Genomic DNA, 18,737 nt, shown 5'->3' with positions numbered 1-18,737 from the left:
AGAGTGATTTGCTGTGATAAGTGAACTTGTAACTGAAATCAAAGGCGTTGGAGATAAAGCTGCAGAAGACTTATCGTTGATGCACATACACACGGTTGCCGACCTGATTTATTATTTCCCATATCGTTATGATGTATATGAAATTAGACCACTTAGTGAATTGATACATGAAGATAAAGTAACAATTGAGGGAAGGGTAGTAAATGATCCTTCCCTCACTTTTTTTGGGAGGAAGAAATCAAGACTGTCATTTACTGTAGAAGTTGAAGGTGTAGCGATTAAAGCGGTTATGTTTAACAGGGCTTTTGCTAAAAAGCAAATTAAAGCAGAGAATATAATCACGTTAACAGGTAAGTGGGATGCCCATAGATTACAAATAACAGTCAGCAATTACAAAGTTGGTCCCGCTGAGGATCAGGAGAAGATTAACCCGATCTATTCTGTTAAGGGAGATTTTACGAATATAAAATTGAAAAAAATAATTCAGAAGGCAATAACTGATTACGGAACTGGAATTGATGAAATTTTACCGGAAAGGTATCTTCAGTCCTATAAAATACCAAATCGGAAAGATGCATTATTCACGATGCATTTTCCAAAAGATAGAGTAGCTTTAAAACATGCACGACGCCGATTTACATATGAGGAATTCCTGCTTTTTCAGCTCAAAATGCAGCTATTGCGCAAGTTAAAACGGGAGTCAACCCAAGGTAATGCACAACACTACGATCCTATACTAGTCCAGGAATTTATTGGTGGCTTTCCTTTTTCATTAACCAGCGCCCAAGAGAAATCTCTTAATCAAATATTGGCTGATTTAAAATCCCCATACCGCATGAATCGATTGCTTCAAGGGGATGTTGGATCAGGTAAAACAGCGGTAGCTGCAATTAGTCTCTATGCTTCTATCACTGCTGGAAAACAGGGGGCATTAATGGTTCCAACTGAAATTCTCGCTGAACAACATTACCAATCGCTTACGGAACTATTTGGAGACCGGGCTAAAATTGTTTTGCTTACGGGTTCTATTAAAGGCAAGAGAAGAAAAGAGATTTTAGCAAAGGTCCTGAATCATGAAGCTGATATAGTAGTTGGTACACATGCACTCATTCAGGATGAAGTAATATTTAATGACTTGGGCTTTGCGATTGTAGATGAGCAGCACCGATTTGGCGTGGAACAAAGACGGATTCTTAGAGATAAGGGGTTAAATCCTGATGTACTGTTTATGACTGCAACACCCATACCACGGACGCTTGCGATTACTGCATTTGGTGATATGGATGTTTCCGTAATTGATGAAATGCCTGTTGGACGGAAAGAAATTGAAACGCTTTGGGCAAAAGAGAATACATTTGAAAGAATTTTGACCTTCATAGAGCAACGTGTTGCCGAAGGGGAACAAGCGTATGTGATTAGTCCATTGATCGAGGAATCGGATAAGCTAGATATTCAGAATACGGTTGATTTGTTTCACCAGCTTCAGGAATATTTCCCGAAAGAAGTGAAAGTCGGATTAATGCACGGAAGACTTCCAGCTGCAGAAAAAGATGGGGTTATGAAACAATTTGCTGTGAATGACATACAAGTACTCGTTTCAACGACCGTAGTAGAAGTTGGTGTGAATGTTCCTAATGCAACAATAATGGTTATCTATGATGCTGAAAGGTTCGGTTTATCGCAACTCCACCAATTAAGAGGAAGGGTTGGAAGGGGTGAAAAGCAAAGTTATTGTATCCTTATTTCCGAACCAAAAGGTGAAGTGGGAAAAGAGCGCATGCGTATAATGACAGAAACGACAAATGGATTTGAACTTTCTGAACAGGATTTAAAATTACGCGGACCCGGCGATTTCTTCGGTAAAAAGCAAAGTGGTGTTCCTGAATTTAAAGTCGCAGATATGATTCATGACTATCGAGCATTGGAAACTGCTCGGAAGGATGCACAGGAAATTATTGAAGAAAACCTGTTAGAAAACGATGCAGAATATTATCCATTAAGACAATACATTGAAAAACAATTTTCCTTCACGGATAAATTGGATTGATGGTTAACTTGCATAATTAAAGGCGGTATTATATATTACTATTAGTACCAAGTCATAAAAGCAGTGAATTAAATGATTGTGGATGGTGCCCTTATGAAAAAAACAAAAACAGAACGTCAACAACTACTAAAAGAAAAAATTGAACAGAGCCCCTTCATTACAGATGAGCAACTTGCAAAAGAGTACAATGTAAGTATTCAAACGATACGATTAGATCGTATGGAGATGAGTATTCCTGAATTGAGAGAGCGTATAAAGTATGTTGCGACAAATCAATGGAATGAGACTGTAAAGGCTTTGCCACTTGATGAAGTGATTGGTGAAATTATAGATTTGGAATTGGACAAGCGAGCAATATCAATTTTAGATATTACTTTTGACCTCGTCTTTTCCAGAAATAAAATAGCAAGGGGTCATCATTTATTTGCCCAGGCCAATTCGTTGGCTGTTGCTGTTATTAACGATGAACTGGCTCTTACTGCAAAATCTGAATTGAAGTTTACACGCCAGGTTATTGAAGGAGAGCGTGTGATTGCAAAGGCAATCATACAAGGTAAAGATAAAAAAGACCGAACCATTGTACAGGTAAATAGTTTTGTAGATAATGAGAAAGTCTTTACTGGTCTATTCTATATGTATCAATCAAACGATAATAAAGGGGAATATGGAAATGAAATTAGCAATTGATGCTATGGGTGGCGACAATGCGCCACAAGAAATTGTTCTAGGTGCTATGAACGCTGTATCAGAAATCGATAATTTGACCATTACCCTGTATGGTGATGAAAATCAGATCAAACCGCTATTAACAAATGATACCAATATCGAAATTGTACATACCGATGAAGTTATAACAAGTGATGATGAACCTGTACGAGCAGTGCGCCGTAAGAAAAATGCGTCCTTGGTATTAATGGCACAAGCTGTTAAAGAAGAGCGAGCTGATGCATGTATCTCAGCTGGAAATACTGGAGCATTAATGAGTGCTGGGTTATTTGTAGTTGGAAGAATTCCTGGAATAGACAGACCAGCATTGAGTCCTACTTTACCAACGGTTGATGGTAAAGGTTTTCTCATGCTTGATGTCGGTGCAAATGTGGATGCTAAAGCAAACCATTTAGTTCAGTATGCAATCATGGGTTCCATATACACAGAGAAAGTCCGTGGTATCCCAAATCCTACTGTAGGGTTGCTAAACATAGGTACAGAAGAAGGAAAAGGAAATGATCTCACAAAAAAGGCCTTTGAACAGTTGAAAAATGCCCCGATTAATTTTATCGGAAATGTGGAAGCACGAGATATATTGAGTAGCGCAGCAGATATTGTCGTTACAGATGGCTTCAGTGGAAATATCGCACTGAAAACAATCGAGGGTACAGCACAAACTGTTTTCACTTTATTGAAGGAAACGTTTATGTCCTCAACGAAAACAAAGCTTGCAGCTGGACTTATGAAAAATGATTTGCGAGGATTAAAAAATAAACTGGATTACTCGGAATATGGTGGTGCTGGTTTATTTGGACTAGCTGCTCCTGTTATTAAAGCGCATGGCTCTTCCAAAAGCAGGGCGATTGTAAGTGCTATTAAACAGGCAAATCATATGGTTGAACATGATGTTACGAATACGATTAAAACAACAGTTGAATCAATTGAATTAGATAAGGAGTGATAGTATGAAACGTGTTGCTTTTATGTTTCCAGGCCAAGGTTCGCAGGCAGTTGGAATGGGGAAAGAATTTTATGATGAATATCCGTTCGTACAGGATCTTTTTCAAAAAGCGAATGAAGTATTAGGTAAAGATATAATGGGAATTATGTTTGATGGACCGAAAGAAGTATTGACAGAAACCGAAAATGCACAGCCTGCACTACTTTTGACTAGTATCGCTATACATAAATTATTACAGCAGGAAAAAGTCGAGCCGACGATGACTGTAGGCCATAGTCTGGGTGAGTACAGTGCACTTGTTGCTGCGGATGCATTTACATTGGAAGATGCCTTACCACTAGTAGCTGTTCGTGGGAAGTTAATGGAAGAGGCATTCCCGAAAGGGCAAGGTACGATGGCTGCGGTACTCGGATTATCGGAGCAGGAAGTTTCTGGGATTCTGCAAACAATCAGAGATGAAGTGGTTGATCTTGCAAATTTGAACTGTCCTGGTCAAATCGTTATTTCCGGATCGAAAGAGGGAATTGACAAAGCTTCATCTTTATTGAAGGAAAATGGAGCAAAGCGCGTCCTACCTTTGAATGTTAGTGGACCATTTCATTCCAGATTAATGAAGCCTGCAAATGAAGAATTTGCAAGCTATTTAGATAAAACGTCAATCAAAGATGCAACAATACCGGTATATGCCAATGTATCCGCTGAAGCTGTTACCGCAAGTGAAGAAATAAAGGATTTGCTCCTCAAACAGCTATACTCCCCTGTACGCTTTGAAGAGTCAGTCAATCAGATGATTGATGAAGGGATTGATGCTTTCGTTGAATTAGGTAATGGGAAAGTTCTTTCTGGTTTATTAAGAAAAATAAACAAAAAAGTGCCTACTTTTGCAGTTCAGGATATTAAATCAATGCGTGATTTCATTTCATGGTACAGGGAGGAATCGTAATGCTAAAAGGAAAAAATGCACTCGTAACAGGAGCTTCACGCGGCATAGGAAAAGCAATCGCACTTGAACTGGCTAGACAGGGTGCAAACGTTGCAGTCAATTATGCAGGCAGTGAAGCAAAAGCGCAAGATGTAGTCGAAGAAATCGAACAGATGGGTGTGAAAGCTTTTAAAATCCAAGCTGATGTTGCCAATGAAGCGAATGTAAAATCAATGGTAAAAGATGTAATTGGTGAATTTGGAAGCTTGGATATTTTAGTAAATAATGCTGGAGTAACAAGAGATAATTTGCTGATGCGCATGAAGGAAGAAGAATTTGATCAGGTTATTAATACGAACTTAAAAGGTGTCTTTGTTTGTACGAAGTCAGTGACCCGACAAATGATGAAGCAAAAAGCAGGAAGAATTATTAACGTTGCATCAATTGTAGGAGTTAGTGGGAATCCAGGCCAGGCAAATTATGTAGCTGCAAAAGCTGGTGTCATCGGACTGACAAAGACAACAGCTAAAGAGCTTGCATCCCGTAACATTCTGGTAAATGCAGTGGCACCTGGATTTATTTCTACAGATATGACAGATGAACTGAATGAAGAACAAAAAGAAAGTATGCTAAGCCTAATCCCGCTGGCAAAACTAGGTACGCCCGAGGACGTAGCAAAAGTAGTTCGCTTCCTGGCATCCGAAGACGCCAACTACATCACCGGCCAAACGATACATATCGATGGAGGAATGGTGATGTGAAAACCAAAAGCGAATAAGGCCGTTTAGGATCCGGAATACTGTTTAATTTCATATAGACTGGACAGAACCTGCTCCAGCTAGAAATTCATACGAAAATCTTTTATACTACTTGAAGGGAGGTGAAGTATGATGGCAGATGTATTTGATCGTGTAAAAGCTATTATCGTAGATCGTCTTGATGTTGATGAATCAAAAATTGCAATGGAAGCCTCTTTTAAGGATGATCTGGAAGCAGATTCATTGGATGTAGTGGAACTTGTAATGGAATTAGAAGATGAATTTGACATGGAAATCGCAGACGAAGATGCTGAAAAAATAAATACAGTAGGTGATGCTGTGAATTACATAAACAGCAAAGCTTAACTATATTGCGGAAAATACCGCTAGTTTGCTAATAGATGGTGTTCAAAACTTCTTGAAGATCCTCATACAGAAAGTCTCGCTGATGCGGGGCTTTCGCTATATTGTAATTGGAGGCGACAGCCATGGATGTGGGCCAATTAGAAAAGCAATTGGAAATTAACTTTAAAGATCACAACCTGATAGAACAGGCATTTACACATTCATCGTATGTGAATGAGCATCGGAATACCGTGTTTTCGGATAACGAACGTCTTGAATTTCTTGGTGATGCAGTCTTGGAATTAGGTGTATCTCAGTATCTTTTTAGGAAAAATAAAGATATGCCTGAAGGTGAAATGACTAAATTAAGAGCTGCTATTGTTTGTGAACCATCGCTAATGAACTTTGCCCTTGAGCTGCACTTTGGAGAATATCTTCTGCTAGGTAAAGGCGAAGAACAAACGGGTGGCAGGCAAAGGCCTGCAATTTTGGCAGATGTGTTTGAAGCTTTCCTTGGAGCTCTTTATTTGGATCAAGGGTTTGATATAGCATTAAAATTTCTCAAGGTCCATGTTTTTCCGAAAATCAATACAGGTGCTTTTTCGCATGCGATGGATTATAAAAGTCAACTGCAGGAATTGGTCCAACAGAGCAAAGATCAGTCAATTGAGTATAAAATTGTAGAAGAAAAAGGACCTTCCCATAACAGGGAATTTGTTGCTCAAGCAGTTATAAAGGGTAGTATAGCTGGTGAAGGTACTGGCAGAACGAAGAAGGAAGCAGAGCAGCGCGCCGCAAAATACGCACTTGATCATTCAAAACTGTAATGAAATAAAGAGGCTGTACACTTCATAGGGTGCAGCCTCTAATTTTGAATGAATTTATTTTCTAATGCTTGCCAATTCTGTAATAAAAGCTTGTGTTTCTGAAGCGCTTAGTTGACCTTTTTGTACAACCATGTCATACATGAATTTCAAATCCTCGTATTTATTCAAATTATAATCTTCTGGATCCATTATGGAACGATTAACGACATTTAACCGATTCGCTAATTCATCCAATAATATTTTCAAGTTTTCCTCATTTGCAATTTCTAAATTCATATTTATTCCCCCCCGATCGCTTGACCATTGTAATATATGGTGTCTGAATGACACTGCTCTTCTTTTGTTACTCACTTTATGATAAAATAAATAAGTTAAAAAGCCAAGTTTTCTAAGAATATTAATGATAAGGAACACAGGGATAAGGTTTCTTTTGAAATAGGAGAATGTATATGTATTTAAAACGATTGGAAAGTGTGGGCTTCAAATCATTTGCGGAGCGGATAAATGTAGAATTTGTACCTGGAATGACGACGGTTGTAGGTCCTAATGGTAGTGGGAAAAGTAATATAACCGATGCAATACGATGGGTACTTGGCGAACAATCGGCTAAATCATTACGTGGCTCTAAAATGGAAGATATCATATTCCAAGGCAGTGATACGAGGAAAGCATTGAATGTAGCAGAAGTGACACTTGTGCTGGACAACGAAGATAAGCGATTACCACTTGATTATGATGAAATCAGTGTAACTCGCCGTGTTTATCGTTCCGGTGATAGTGAGTTCTATATCAATAAACAATCCTGCCGATTAAAAGATATTATTGATCTTTTCATGGACTCTGGACTGGGGCGGGAAGCCTTTTCGATTATAAGTCAAGGAAAAGTAGAAGAAATTCTCAGTTCCAAAGCGGAAGAACGAAGAACAATCTTTGAAGAAGCTGCCGGTGTTCTAAAATATAAACAAAGGAAAAAGAAATCTGAATATAAATTAGCTGAAACACAAGAAAATCTTAACAGAGTTGAAGATATTGTCCATGAAATTGAACAACAAATTAATCCATTAGAAGAGCAGGCCAAAACTGCAACAAAGTATATAGAATTAAAAGATACATTAAAACAGAAGGAAATCTCGTTCTTGATCACCGAAATTGAACAAATTCACGGCGAATGGCAGTTGCTTTTAAAGGAATTCGAAAATGACAAAATGATAGAAGCAAATCGAAATACAGCCGTAAAACGGAAAGAGGCTGACCTAGAAAAATTGAAGCTGGATTCACAGCAACTTGATAATGAAATTGAAGCATTACAGGCCCGTTTGTTGACAGCGACGGAACAACTTGAAAAGTATGAAGGTAAAAAACAATTATTGGAAGAACGTTCGAAGCATCTTGGAGAAAATAGAGATAAACTGGAACTGCAAAAAAAGGAAACTACAGTAGAAATAAGTAAATTGCAAGATTTGTTGAATAAAGAAGGAAAAGAACTGGCTGAGTTGCAGGAAAAAAGAAAAAAAGTGCAAGAAAATGCCAGTCAGCTGGAAATGCAACTCACGATGAGTAAAGAAAGTATATCTGAACAGATTGAAGAACTAAAGTCCGATTACATTGAATTACTTAATAAGCAGGCGGCAAAACGCAATGAAAAACAATCCATTGCACAGCAATTACAACAAATAGACGGTAAGAAAGATAAACAAGCTGAAAAATTTCAAGACTATATTACATTACGTAAGCAATTATTGGCAAAGCAAGAAGAATTGGAAATTGCTTCTAAGGATAAGGAAAAACATTTCTTTGAAAAAGAAAATTTAATTAAAAACTTGAAAAGAGATCTACAGTCCGAACGTGGTCACTTTCAGGAATCTCAGGCAAAACTTTATCAGGGATATCAGTATATCGAAAAATTGAAATCAAAAAAAGAAATGCTGGAAGAAATGAAAGAGGATTTTCAGGGGTTTTTCCATGGTGTTAAAGCTATCTTAAAAGCTCGTGAAGAAAAAAGACTTGAGAATATATATGGAGCAGTTATTGAGCTAATTGAAGTGCCTAAAGATTATATTACAGGAATTGAGACCGTTCTCGGTGGCCAAGCACAACACATTGTCGTACACGATGATCAAGCCGCAAGAAACGCCATAGCCTGGCTTAAGAAAACGAATAATGGAAGAGCTACATTTCTACCTCTTGGGTCGATACAGGAACGATTTATACCAAAAGAGATCCTTCGCAAAATTGAGAATCACTCAGGATTCATAGGGGTTGCTTCAGAACTTGTCCAAACAAGTAATCGATATCAAAAAGCTGTCAATCACTTGATGGGGCACGTCATTATAGCACGTTCATTAAAGGATGCTAATGAAATTGCTGCACTTGTAAATAGAAGATTCCGTGTTGTTACCCTAGATGGAGATGTTGTAAATCCAGGTGGTTCCATGTCTGGTGGCGCCCAAAAGAAAACCAATCAATCACTTTTTACTAGAGAAAAAGATTTACAGGAAATGACAGAACGGTTAAATAAGTATCAGGAAAAAGTATTACAATTTGAAGCAATGGTGAAACGTAGAAAAAATAATGTTCAGGACTTGGAAAGCAAACTGTCATCTTCAGAAAATGACTTATCCAATGTCCAAAATGAATTACAGGAATTACGTACAGATTTAAAACAAGTAGAAATGAAGCTTTCCTCCATAAATGATAATCTTTCCATTTATGATATGGATAAAAAACAATTCGTTCAGGATAGAAATGATCTAATTATTCGTGACACCACTCTGACCAATGAATTGGAAGAAACCAAACAGCAACTGGAATCGATTCAGAAAGAAATTGAGATGTTAACCAATCAGAATGCTAAGCTTAAAGAAAACAAGGAACAGATGCAAAGTGACTTGCATCAGTTGCAGGTTACACTCGCTGAGCAAGATGAAAGAGTGAAAAACCAACGTGAAAAAACGAATTCTGTAAAGCAGCAATTAAGCAGTTTGAAAGCACAACATGAAAAGTTTGAAAAAGAATTAATGAATTTTGTTGAACTAGAGAGTTCAGGAGAGACGGAATCTGATATTGATCAAATGATTCAGTCTGCAAAAGAAGAGAAGAAATCATCCAGTTTGAAACTTCAAGAAATACGAGATAGTAGATCCATACAAACACAACTCGTCGGGGATATGGAACGTGAATTGAAAGAAGAGAATAAAGATCATCAACAGTATTTACAAGCGATTCAGCAAAAAGAAGTAAGAGTAAATCGCTTGGACGTTGATCTTGAAAATCGTTTAAATCATTTACAAACAGAGTATATAATTACTTACGAGAAGGCCAGACAGGAATATGAAAAGGTAGAAGACATGGAAGAAGCAAAATCTATCGTGCAGCAGTTAAAGCTGGATGTGGAACGTCTTGGAAACGTCAATCTTGGAGCAATTGATGAATATGAGCGGATATCCGAGCGATATTCGTTCCTAACAGAACAAAGAAACGATTTAGTGGAAGCGAAAGATATCCTATATAAAGTGATAGGTGAAATGGATGAAGAAATGAAGCATCTTTTCGATGAAACTTTTACTAAAATAAAAGACGAATTTGGAGTTGTATTCACAGAATTATTTGGTGGTGGACATGCAGAACTGAAGTTGACCGATCCTAAAAATCTTTTGGAGACTGGAGTAGATATTATTGCCCAGCCACCTGGAAAGAAACTCCAGCATTTAGGTTTGCTTTCAGGTGGGGAACGTGCTTTGACAGCTATCGCATTACTCTTTGCAATCCTTAGAGTACGTCCTGTTCCTTTCTGTATATTAGATGAAGTAGAAGCGGCATTGGATGAGGCGAATGTTGCTAGGTTTGCAAAATATGTTAAGTTATACAGTGATAACACACAATTTATTGTAATTACACACCGGAAAGGTACGATGGAAGAAGCGGATGTTCTTTACGGTATTACCATGCAGGAATCGGGAGTATCAAGACTTGTTTCCGTAAGGCTAGAGGATACGAAAGAATTAATAAAGGCCTAGGAGGTTAACAAAAAATGGGTTTCATGGATAAATTAAAAAATAAGTTTAAACAAAATGAGGAAACGAAAGAGGTTTCCAAGAAATATCAAGAAGGAATGAAAAAGACGCGTAATTCATTTTCAGGTAAGCTTAATGACCTCATTGCCCGCTATCGAAAAGTTGATGAAGATTTTTTCGAAGAGCTGGAGGAGGTATTAATTACGGCTGATGTCGGCGTTACAACTGTTATGGATCTCGTTGAAGAGCTCAGAATGGAAGTAAAGCGGCAAAACATTAAAGATACGAATGGTGTTAAAGATGTCATTTCCGAGAAGTTAGTGGAGATTTACTATGGAGACGACAACGAGAAAATCGAGAAGTTAAATATACAGAATGAGGGGCTTTCCGTTATACTGGTTGTTGGAGTAAATGGTGTTGGTAAAACAACCAGTATAGGAAAACTTGCACACCAGTTAAAGCAACAAGGGAAAAGTGTTGTATTGGCTGCAGGAGATACCTTCCGTGCAGGAGCTATCGAACAACTTGAGGTATGGGGAGAAAGAGCGAATGTATCTGTTATTAAACAAAGTGCGGGAAGTGATCCTGCTGCAGTGATATTTGATGGTCTCAAGGCAGCAAAATCACGTAACGCTGATGTGCTTATTTGTGATACGGCAGGCAGACTCCAAAACAAAGTAAACTTGATGAATGAACTTTCAAAGGTAAAACGTGTTATTGAAAAAGAAATTCCGGGTGCGCCTCATGAGGTGTTGCTTGTTCTTGATGCTACTACTGGGCAAAATGCGCTTAGCCAGGCAAAAACATTTTCTGAAGCAACAGAAGTTTCCGGGATTGTATTGACGAAACTCGACGGAACTGCAAAGGGTGGAATTGTGCTTGCAATACGAAATGAATTAAAGATTCCTGTGAAATATGTGGGCCTAGGAGAACAGATCGAGGATATGCAGGAGTTTGATGCAAATGCATTTGTATATGGGCTATTTGAGGATGTAGCAGTAGAAGAATAGAATATCTTGGCAAGAAATCAGAAGTTTAGCTATGATATTGTAAAGGTAATTCACTTAACAAGGGGTGTATAAATTGCTGGAAAAGACTACACGTGTCAATTATTTATTCGACTTTTATCAAGCATTGTTAACACCTAAACAGCGCAATTATATGGAAATGTACTATTTGGAAGACTACTCATTAGGTGAGATTGCCGAGTTGTTTCATGTGTCACGTCAAGCTGTGTATGATAATATCAAACGTACCGAAGCAATGCTCGAAACCTATGAGGAGAAGTTGCATTTATATAGTAAATTCGATCAACGTGCGTCACTCATTGACCAATTGGAAAGAGCAATTGCAGAAGAATCGTTACTAGAAATGATCAAAAAAATAAAAGAATTGGATTAGGGGGACACCTTCTATGGCATTTGAAGGATTGGCTGACCGCCTGCAAAGTACAATAAAAAAAATTACCGGAAAAGGAAAGGTTTCTGAACAGGACGTCAAAGAAATGACTCGAGAAGTACGTCTAGCGTTACTGGAAGCTGATGTTAATTTTAAAGTAGTTAAAGATCTTATTACACGAATCAAAGAGCGGGCAATCGGGCAGGAAGTTATGGAGAGTTTAACACCTGGCCAACAGGTGATCAAGGTGGTAAAAGAGGAACTAACCACATTAATGGGTGGTGAGCAAAGTAAAATTGCTGTTGCTGACCGTTCTCCAACCGTCATTATGATGGTTGGTCTTCAAGGTGCAGGTAAAACAACGACTTCTGGAAAATTGGCCAACCTGCTACGGAAAAAGCACAATCGTGCACCATTACTGGCAGCCTGTGATATTTACCGTCCAGCTGCAATTAAGCAATTGGAAATACTTGGCGAACAATTGGAAATGCCTGTTTTCTCAATGGGAACTGAAGCAAAACCGGTAGATATTGCATCAAAAGCTGTCGAAAAAGCGAAAGAAGATCACAATGATTATGTCATTATCGATACAGCTGGTCGATTGCATGTAGATACAAATCTAATGGAAGAATTACAGCAAATTAAAACAGCTGTAAAACCGGATGAAATCTTTCTCGTTGTAGACGCGATGACTGGTCAGGACGCTGTAAATGTTGCTGAAAGTTTCAATGAACAGCTTGATATAACAGGAGTTGTACTGACGAAGCTGGATGGCGATACACGTGGAGGAGCGGCTCTATCCATAAAAGCTGTTACTGGCAAGCCGATTAAATTTGCGGGTATGGGTGAAAAACTTGATGAGTTGGAGGCTTTCCATCCTGAACGTATGGCCTCAAGAATTCTCGGAATGGGTGATGTTCTCTCATTAATTGAAAAAGCACAAACAAATGTAGATGAAAAACAAGTTAAAGAACTGGAAGAAAAAATGCGTACGATGTCCTTTACATTTGATGATTTTCTTGAACAAATGGGTCAGGTTAAGCAAATGGGACCGTTGGACGATCTAATGGCAATGATACCAGGCGCCAACAAGATGAAAGGTTTGAAAAATGCGCAGTTGGATGATAAGCAACTATCTCAGGTGGAAGCGATTATTCAGTCAATGACCAAAAAGGAAAGACAAGATCCAAGCATTATCAATGGAAGCCGCAGAAAACGCATTGCAAAAGGTTCCGGCACATCCGTATCTCAAGTAAACCGCCTCATCAAGCAATTTAGTGAAATGAAAAAAATGATGAAACAAATGACCAATATGCAAAAAGGAAAAAAAGGCAAAGGCGGCATGAAATTCCCGTTTATGTAAAACTTGGGCACTGAATCTGGTCGTGGCTGATTCTGGCGCAGTCCACTAAATACAGGCATCGATACATGCAAAATAAATAATTTTAAGCTTGTAATGTAAAAACCCTTTACAGACATAATTATTTCTGTTAGAATCTAAAATTGAGATAAACATTTATTGGAGGTGCAAATAATGGCAGTAAAAATCCGTTTAAAACGTATGGGATCTAAAAGAAACCCATTTTATCGTATCGTTGTAGCTGATTCACGTTCTCCTCGTGATGGACGTTCTATTGAACAAATTGGAACATACAATCCAGTAGTTAATCCAGTTGAAGTTAAAATAGATGAAGAAAAAGCACTTGATTGGATGACAAAAGGTGCAAAACCAAGTGATACAGTTCGTAATCTTTTCTCAAATGAAGGCATCATGAAAAAATTCCACGATAATAAAAATACTAAATAAGTAGTGTGATATCATGAAAGCCCTGATAGAATCGATTGTTGCCTCATTAGTTGATTACCCGGAAGATATCGTCGTAACGGAAACAGAAGAAGATATAAAAATCGTTTATCATCTTACTGTTAACCAGGAGGATGTTGGAAAAGTAATTGGAAAAAATGGACGTATTGCAAAGGCAATACGTACGGTTGTCTATGCAGCTAAGATAGATGGTAATAAACGTATTTATTTGGATATTATGTAAAGGGAAAGCGGACCCGCTGATGGGTTCTTCTTTCCCTTTTTACACATCCAAATTTGTGAAATACTTGTTCATGCTGATGAATGATCGTGCACATTAAAAAGATTTTTTGCGGGAGCGGGGAAATCCAGTGAATATCGTTAAAAAAGTTCTTATCAAGCAAGTTGTTACCGAGAAAAGTAAAGAGAAAATCTACAGCAATTTCTATAATCATAAATTGCGACTTGAACAAGAGTGTCAACAACTCCTATTTGAAAAAAGGAAATTGCAAAATAAATCAGGAGTATCCAAGCATGATATCGAGGAACGTTTCCAGCAAGAAATTAATAATCGGAAGGAAAAGATCAAGCTAATTGATTTTAAGATAGAACAATTGGAAACACTGGAAATTGGAAGTGAAATTGTCGAAACGGAAGTTGAAGCTCTTGTTGAAGTGGAAGTTGGTTCCAACTGGAATGATATAATGGAGAACCAGTCGATTATTATTAAAGATGATATCGTTATAAGAATTGAGAAATAGCAGGTGATTATATGGAAAATAAAATGTTTAACGTTGGAAAAATAGTCAATACACATGGCATTAAAGGAGAAGTGAAGATACACCGTATCAGTGACTTTGAGGAGCGGTTCGAACCGGGAGAATCTGTATACATCATGAAGGATGAAAAGCCAATTAAATTAACAATTGCTACACATCGTTTGCATAAAGGCTTTGATCTTGTTCAATTCAAAGGATATGAAAATATTAACCTTGTGGAGTCATTAAAGGGCTGTGAATTAAAAATAAGGGAAGAGCAATTGACGGATTTGAATGAAGATGAGTATTACTACCATGAAATTATTGGTTGTAAAGTCTATACAACTGATGATAGGAAAATAGGTGAAATCAAGGAAATACTTTCACCTGGAGCGAATGATGTATGGGTTATTAAACAGGAAAAGGGTAAAGACATTCTAATTCCTTATATTGACGATGTTGTCAAAGAGATAGATATTGATGCTGGAAAAGTAGTCATAGAACCAATGGAAGGACTGCTTGATTGATGCATATTGATATATTAACCCTTTTTCCAGATATGTTTCCGGGAGTGTTTAATTCTTCGATACTAAAAAAGGCTGGAGAAAGAGAAAAATTCAGTTACAATCTCGTAAATTTCAGAGATTACACAGAGAACAAACATATGAAAGTGGATGATTATCCATATGGTGGAGGTGCAGGCATGGTGCTAACGCCACAACCCGTTTTTGATGCAGTTACGGATGTGAAGAAAGAAGGAAAGAGAGATCCTCGCGTAATTCTAATGTGTCCTCAGGGGGAAACATTCACGCAACAAAAAGCCGAAGAATTGGCCGAAGAAGAGCATCTTATCTTTATCTGTGGTCATTATGAAGGCTATGATGAAAGAATTAGAGAGCATCTGGTAACAGATGAACTTTCAATTGGTGACTACGTACTCACTGGAGGAGAACTGGGCGCAATGGTAGTTGTAGACAGTGTTGTTCGTTTACTTCCGGAGGTACTGGGTAATAAATCGTCCGCATCGGAAGATTCCTTTTCCACAGGTTTACTTGAGCATCCTCATTATACAAGGCCAGCAGACTTTCGTGGAATGAAGGTTCCCGACATATTAATGTCCGGAGACCATGCGAAAATAAGAGATTGGCGCAAGGAGGAATCACTAAAAAGGACCTACAAGCGCCGTCGTGATCTTTTGGAAAATTACACGCTAAGTATAGAAGATCAAACAGTATTGGAAAGAATAAAGGAAAGTGAAGATAAATAGTTCACTTTTCTTTTATAAATACAGTTGAACTATTATTTTCAATATGATATATTAGTTATTGTGCTTATATTCGATGAAGTACATATAAACGATGTTCCGCTGTTCCTATAAGAATAATGAACATTGGTTTGGAAGGAGTGAAGTAGAATGCAACAACTTATTGCAGACATCACAAAAGATCAACTTCGTACAGATCACCCCGATTTTCGTGCTGGTGATACGTTAAAAGTTCATGTTAAAGTAGTAGAGGGAACTCGTGAGCGTATTCAGGTATTCGAAGGTGTTGTAATTAAACGCCAAAACGGTGGAATTAGTGAAACATTTACAGTAAGAAAGATTTCTTACGGTGTAGGTGTTGAACGTACTTTCCCAGTAAATTCACCAAGAATCGAAAAAATCGAAGTTACTCGTCGTGGTATTGTACGTCGTGCGAAACTATATTATCTTCGTAATCTACGCGGAAAAGCAGCTCGTATTAAAGAACGTCGTTAATCAGAACGAGTTGAATAAAAACGTTATTGGAAAGGAGCTTGGCAAAATTGCACAAGCTCCTTTTTGTTTTTAATGATATAACTCAAAAGGTTGTATGAATGTATGATACTGGCTTACAATAAAATAATACATAGAACGGCACGGAGGGGAATACATGGCGAAAAGGAAAAAAAGAAATGAATGGTTTGACTGGATAAAAGCGTTACTGCTTGCGTTTGGGTTGGCATTTATAGTCCGTATGTTCCTTTTTGCACCAATTGTGGTGGATGGGCCTTCTATGCTGCCAACATTGCATGACAGGGATCAAATGATTGTAAATAAATTTTCGTATCATTTTCAGGAGCCTGAAAGGTATGATATCGTTGTCTTCCATGCTTCTGCCCAAAAGGACTTTATTAAACGGGTAATTGGACTTCCTGGAGAGCATGTGGCAGTAGAAGATAATGTCTTGTATATAGACGGCGAAGAAGTAGAAGAACCTTTTTTAAATGAGCAAAAAGATAATATGAAATCCTATCAGACGTTAACAAATGATTTTACACTTGAGGCACTGCCTGGTGGTCATGAGGTGATTCCGGAAGGTCACGTATTTGTACTGGGTGACAATAGAGGGAATTCAACAGACAGCAGGATGCTCGGTGTTATTCCAATAGAACAGATTGTAGGCAAGACAAATCTTATCTATTGGCCATTTAATCGTATACAAATCGTAGGGAAGGAGGATTAATTATGCCAATACAGTGGTTTCCTGGACATATGGCAAAAGCTAGAAGGCAAGTGGAAGAGAAATTAAAACTCGTTGATTTTGTTGTAGAATTAGTGGATGCTAGAGCACCTTTATCCTCACAAAATCCGATGCTTCAACAAGTGATGCAAAACAAATCAAAGATGATTGTTCTTATGAAAAAGGACTTGGCTGATCAACGTGAAACAGAGAGATGGATTAACCATTTTAAAGAGTTAGAGATTCCAGCAATAGCAGTGGATGTTAATAATAAGTCAGATATTAATCGTGTCATTCAAATGGCTAAAGAGCTTGGGCAGGTTAAGATGGAGAAGCTTATGAAAAAGGGTATCCAACCCAGAGCGGCTAGAGCGATGATCGTAGGCATACCAAATGTTGGGAAATCTACACTCATCAATCGACTTGCGAAGCGAAAAGCAGCTAAAACTGGTGATATTCCTGGGATTACAAAGCAACAGCTATGGATAAAAGTCAAAAAAGATTTTGAACTTCTCGATACGCCTGGTATTTTATGGCCCAAATTTGAAGATGAAATAGTTGGTTACCGACTAGCGGCAATTGGAACGATCAAAGATCAGCTTCTTTCCTTGCAGGACATTACTGCGTTTGTTATTAATTATATGAGAGAAAACTATCCGCAGCAGCTGGAAGAAAGATATAATATCGACCGTACGATGGATGATATGCTGGAAATATTTAATGCTATTGGAAAGCAAAGAGGTGCACTGGAAAGTGGTGGACATGTAAATTTTGAAAAGGTATCTGATATTGTGATAAGGGATCTTCGCACAGGGAAATTGGGAAATATTACGTTAGAAACACCAATAAATAAATAAGACATGCATCTTTTTAGGATGTGTGTTTTATTTTTTTTACTACAAGCCGATATAAGATAGAGAGTAAGGTGCAATAATGGAAAAACAATCAATTGCTGTTATAAAAAAGTTAATGAAAAATGGCGAACTAAGTGAAGCGGCTATTACCGAACTTAAAATGGATGAACGCAAAGGTGTACAGTCATTAGTGAATAGTTATGAAAAACAGAAAATGAAAGACAAGCACCTTGAAGCGAATTATTATACGATGACAAGCTTTGAAAGGGTGGCTTTTTCGAAGGGGAGTAACTATATAGCAGGAATTGATGAAGCTGGTAGAGGTCCTTTGGCAGGTCCAGTTGTTGCTGCAGCCGTCATTCTTCCGGCGGATTTCAAATTATTGGGCTTAAATGATTCCAAACAATTAAATGAAAGAACTAGAGATAAATTTTTTGCTATCATTAAAGAACAAGCAGTAAGTTATGGGATTTCAATTATCGGCAATAAAAAAATAGATGATATCAACATTTTTGAAGCAACTAAACTTGCAATGCGTGAAGCGTTTGACCAGCTAACACCGGTTCCAGATCATTTGTTGTTGGATGCGGTCAAACTAGATCAATTGCCATGTACATCTGAATCACTAATAAAAGGCGATTCGAAGAGCGTTACAATTGCAGCTGCAAGCATTTTGGCAAAAGTAACTAGAGACAATTTAATGAAAGAAATACATAAGGAATATCCGGTATATGACTTCGCATCAAATATGGGATATGGTACAAAGCACCATATGGAAAAACTGCAACAGGCAGGGGCATCACCATACCATAGAAGGTCCTATGCACCTGTTAGGGATGTACTAGGTTAACAGTACTTG

Annotated in this window: 21 protein-coding genes; 20 read left to right on the top strand and 1 reads right to left on the bottom strand. The window is 37.9% G+C overall.

Annotation, left to right across the window (positions count from 1 at the left end; genetic code table 11):
• Positions 1 to 13: 13 nt before the first annotated feature.
• From recG to rnc, 7 genes are all read left to right on the top strand, one after another.
• Positions 14 to 2,047 carry an ATP-dependent DNA helicase RecG gene (gene recG, locus ACFOUV_RS05070; RefSeq protein WP_379495665.1) on the top strand — a complete coding sequence of 678 codons (2,034 nt, stop codon included), beginning with the start codon at positions 14 to 16 and terminating at the stop codon, positions 2,045 to 2,047.
• Positions 2,048 to 2,140: 93 nt separating this feature from the next.
• Entirely contained in the window at positions 2,141 to 2,734 is a 594-nt protein-coding gene (fapR, locus tag ACFOUV_RS05065) for a transcription factor FapR (protein ID WP_379495664.1), read from the top strand.
• On the top strand, positions 2,718 to 3,716 hold the full coding sequence (gene plsX / locus ACFOUV_RS05060; RefSeq protein WP_379495663.1) for a phosphate acyltransferase PlsX: 999 nt from the start codon (positions 2,718 to 2,720) through the stop codon (positions 3,714 to 3,716). The genes fapR and plsX overlap by 17 nt, the downstream gene beginning before the upstream one ends.
• 4 nt (positions 3,717 to 3,720) lie before the next feature.
• The gene (gene fabD, locus ACFOUV_RS05055) at positions 3,721 to 4,659 is read left to right on the top strand and encodes an ACP S-malonyltransferase (protein ID WP_379495662.1); all 939 of its coding nucleotides are present in this window, start codon (positions 3,721 to 3,723) and stop codon (positions 4,657 to 4,659) included.
• Positions 4,659 to 5,399, top strand: coding sequence for a 3-oxoacyl-[acyl-carrier-protein] reductase (fabG, locus tag ACFOUV_RS05050; protein WP_379495661.1), 741 nt, complete (start codon positions 4,659 to 4,661; stop codon positions 5,397 to 5,399). The genes fabD and fabG overlap by 1 nt, the downstream gene beginning before the upstream one ends.
• 129 nt (positions 5,400 to 5,528) lie before the next feature.
• The gene (gene acpP / locus ACFOUV_RS05045; protein ID WP_379495763.1) at positions 5,529 to 5,762 is read left to right on the top strand and encodes an acyl carrier protein; all 234 of its coding nucleotides are present in this window, start codon (positions 5,529 to 5,531) and stop codon (positions 5,760 to 5,762) included.
• A gap of 122 nt (positions 5,763 to 5,884) precedes the next feature.
• Positions 5,885 to 6,568: a ribonuclease III gene (gene rnc, locus ACFOUV_RS05040; RefSeq protein ID WP_379495660.1), complete on the top strand. Its 684-nt coding sequence runs from the start codon at positions 5,885 to 5,887 to the stop codon at positions 6,566 to 6,568.
• Positions 6,569 to 6,622: 54 nt separating this feature from the next.
• Here the strand turns inward: rnc and ACFOUV_RS05035 are convergent, their stop codons facing one another.
• Entirely contained in the window at positions 6,623 to 6,844 is a 222-nt protein-coding gene (locus ACFOUV_RS05035; RefSeq protein ID WP_379495659.1) for a DUF1128 domain-containing protein, read from the bottom strand.
• Positions 6,845 to 7,017: 173 nt separating this feature from the next.
• On the opposite strand from ACFOUV_RS05035, the gene smc reads away from it, so the two are divergent.
• The 13 genes from smc (at position 7,018) to ACFOUV_RS04970 (ending at position 18,728) form a co-directional block, all read left to right on the top strand.
• Positions 7,018 to 10,584: a chromosome segregation protein SMC gene (smc, locus tag ACFOUV_RS05030; protein WP_379495658.1), complete on the top strand. Its 3,567-nt coding sequence runs from the start codon at positions 7,018 to 7,020 to the stop codon at positions 10,582 to 10,584.
• Positions 10,585 to 10,598: 14 nt separating this feature from the next.
• Positions 10,599 to 11,591 carry a signal recognition particle-docking protein FtsY gene (gene ftsY / locus ACFOUV_RS05025; RefSeq protein ID WP_379495657.1) on the top strand — a complete coding sequence of 331 codons (993 nt, stop codon included), beginning with the start codon at positions 10,599 to 10,601 and terminating at the stop codon, positions 11,589 to 11,591.
• Positions 11,592 to 11,664: 73 nt separating this feature from the next.
• Positions 11,665 to 11,982 (top strand): putative DNA-binding protein, encoded by a 318-nt coding sequence (locus ACFOUV_RS05020; protein WP_379495656.1) that lies wholly within the window; start codon positions 11,665 to 11,667, stop codon positions 11,980 to 11,982.
• A gap of 13 nt (positions 11,983 to 11,995) precedes the next feature.
• Complete coding sequence (gene ffh, locus ACFOUV_RS05015) at positions 11,996 to 13,342, top strand: signal recognition particle protein (RefSeq protein ID WP_379495655.1); 1,347 nt, start codon at positions 11,996 to 11,998, stop codon at positions 13,340 to 13,342.
• Positions 13,343 to 13,513: 171 nt separating this feature from the next.
• Positions 13,514 to 13,786 carry a 30S ribosomal protein S16 gene (gene rpsP, locus ACFOUV_RS05010; protein WP_379495654.1) on the top strand — a complete coding sequence of 91 codons (273 nt, stop codon included), beginning with the start codon at positions 13,514 to 13,516 and terminating at the stop codon, positions 13,784 to 13,786.
• A 13-nt stretch (positions 13,787 to 13,799) separates the two neighbouring features.
• On the top strand, positions 13,800 to 14,027 hold the full coding sequence (locus tag ACFOUV_RS05005; RefSeq protein WP_379495653.1) for a KH domain-containing protein: 228 nt from the start codon (positions 13,800 to 13,802) through the stop codon (positions 14,025 to 14,027).
• A 127-nt stretch (positions 14,028 to 14,154) separates the two neighbouring features.
• Positions 14,155 to 14,544, top strand: a complete 390-nt coding sequence (locus ACFOUV_RS05000; RefSeq protein ID WP_379495652.1) for a YlqD family protein — start codon at positions 14,155 to 14,157, stop codon at positions 14,542 to 14,544.
• 11 nt (positions 14,545 to 14,555) lie between these two features.
• Positions 14,556 to 15,068, top strand: a complete 513-nt coding sequence (gene rimM / locus ACFOUV_RS04995) for a ribosome maturation factor RimM (protein ID WP_379495651.1) — start codon at positions 14,556 to 14,558, stop codon at positions 15,066 to 15,068.
• On the top strand, positions 15,068 to 15,808 hold the full coding sequence (gene trmD, locus ACFOUV_RS04990; RefSeq protein ID WP_379495762.1) for a tRNA (guanosine(37)-N1)-methyltransferase TrmD: 741 nt from the start codon (positions 15,068 to 15,070) through the stop codon (positions 15,806 to 15,808). Before rimM ends, trmD begins: the two co-directional genes overlap by 1 nt.
• Before the next feature lie 147 nt (positions 15,809 to 15,955).
• Positions 15,956 to 16,300, top strand: coding sequence for a 50S ribosomal protein L19 (rplS, locus tag ACFOUV_RS04985; RefSeq protein WP_379495650.1), 345 nt, complete (start codon positions 15,956 to 15,958; stop codon positions 16,298 to 16,300).
• A 154-nt stretch (positions 16,301 to 16,454) separates the two neighbouring features.
• Positions 16,455 to 17,027: a signal peptidase I gene (gene lepB, locus ACFOUV_RS04980; RefSeq protein ID WP_379495649.1), complete on the top strand. Its 573-nt coding sequence runs from the start codon at positions 16,455 to 16,457 to the stop codon at positions 17,025 to 17,027.
• Between the two features lie 2 nt (positions 17,028 to 17,029).
• Positions 17,030 to 17,881 carry a ribosome biogenesis GTPase YlqF gene (gene ylqF, locus ACFOUV_RS04975; protein WP_379495648.1) on the top strand — a complete coding sequence of 284 codons (852 nt, stop codon included), beginning with the start codon at positions 17,030 to 17,032 and terminating at the stop codon, positions 17,879 to 17,881.
• Between the two features lie 76 nt (positions 17,882 to 17,957).
• Positions 17,958 to 18,728, top strand: a complete 771-nt coding sequence (locus ACFOUV_RS04970) for a ribonuclease HII (protein WP_379495647.1) — start codon at positions 17,958 to 17,960, stop codon at positions 18,726 to 18,728.
• The last annotated feature ends 9 nt before the right edge of the window (positions 18,729 to 18,737 follow it).

The organism is Oceanobacillus longus, assembly GCF_042650085.1.
In the GTDB taxonomy this organism is placed as follows: Bacteria; Bacillota; Bacilli; order Bacillales; family Amphibacillaceae; genus Oceanobacillus; species Oceanobacillus longus.
This window is presented reverse-complemented; position numbering and strand designations above follow the sequence as displayed.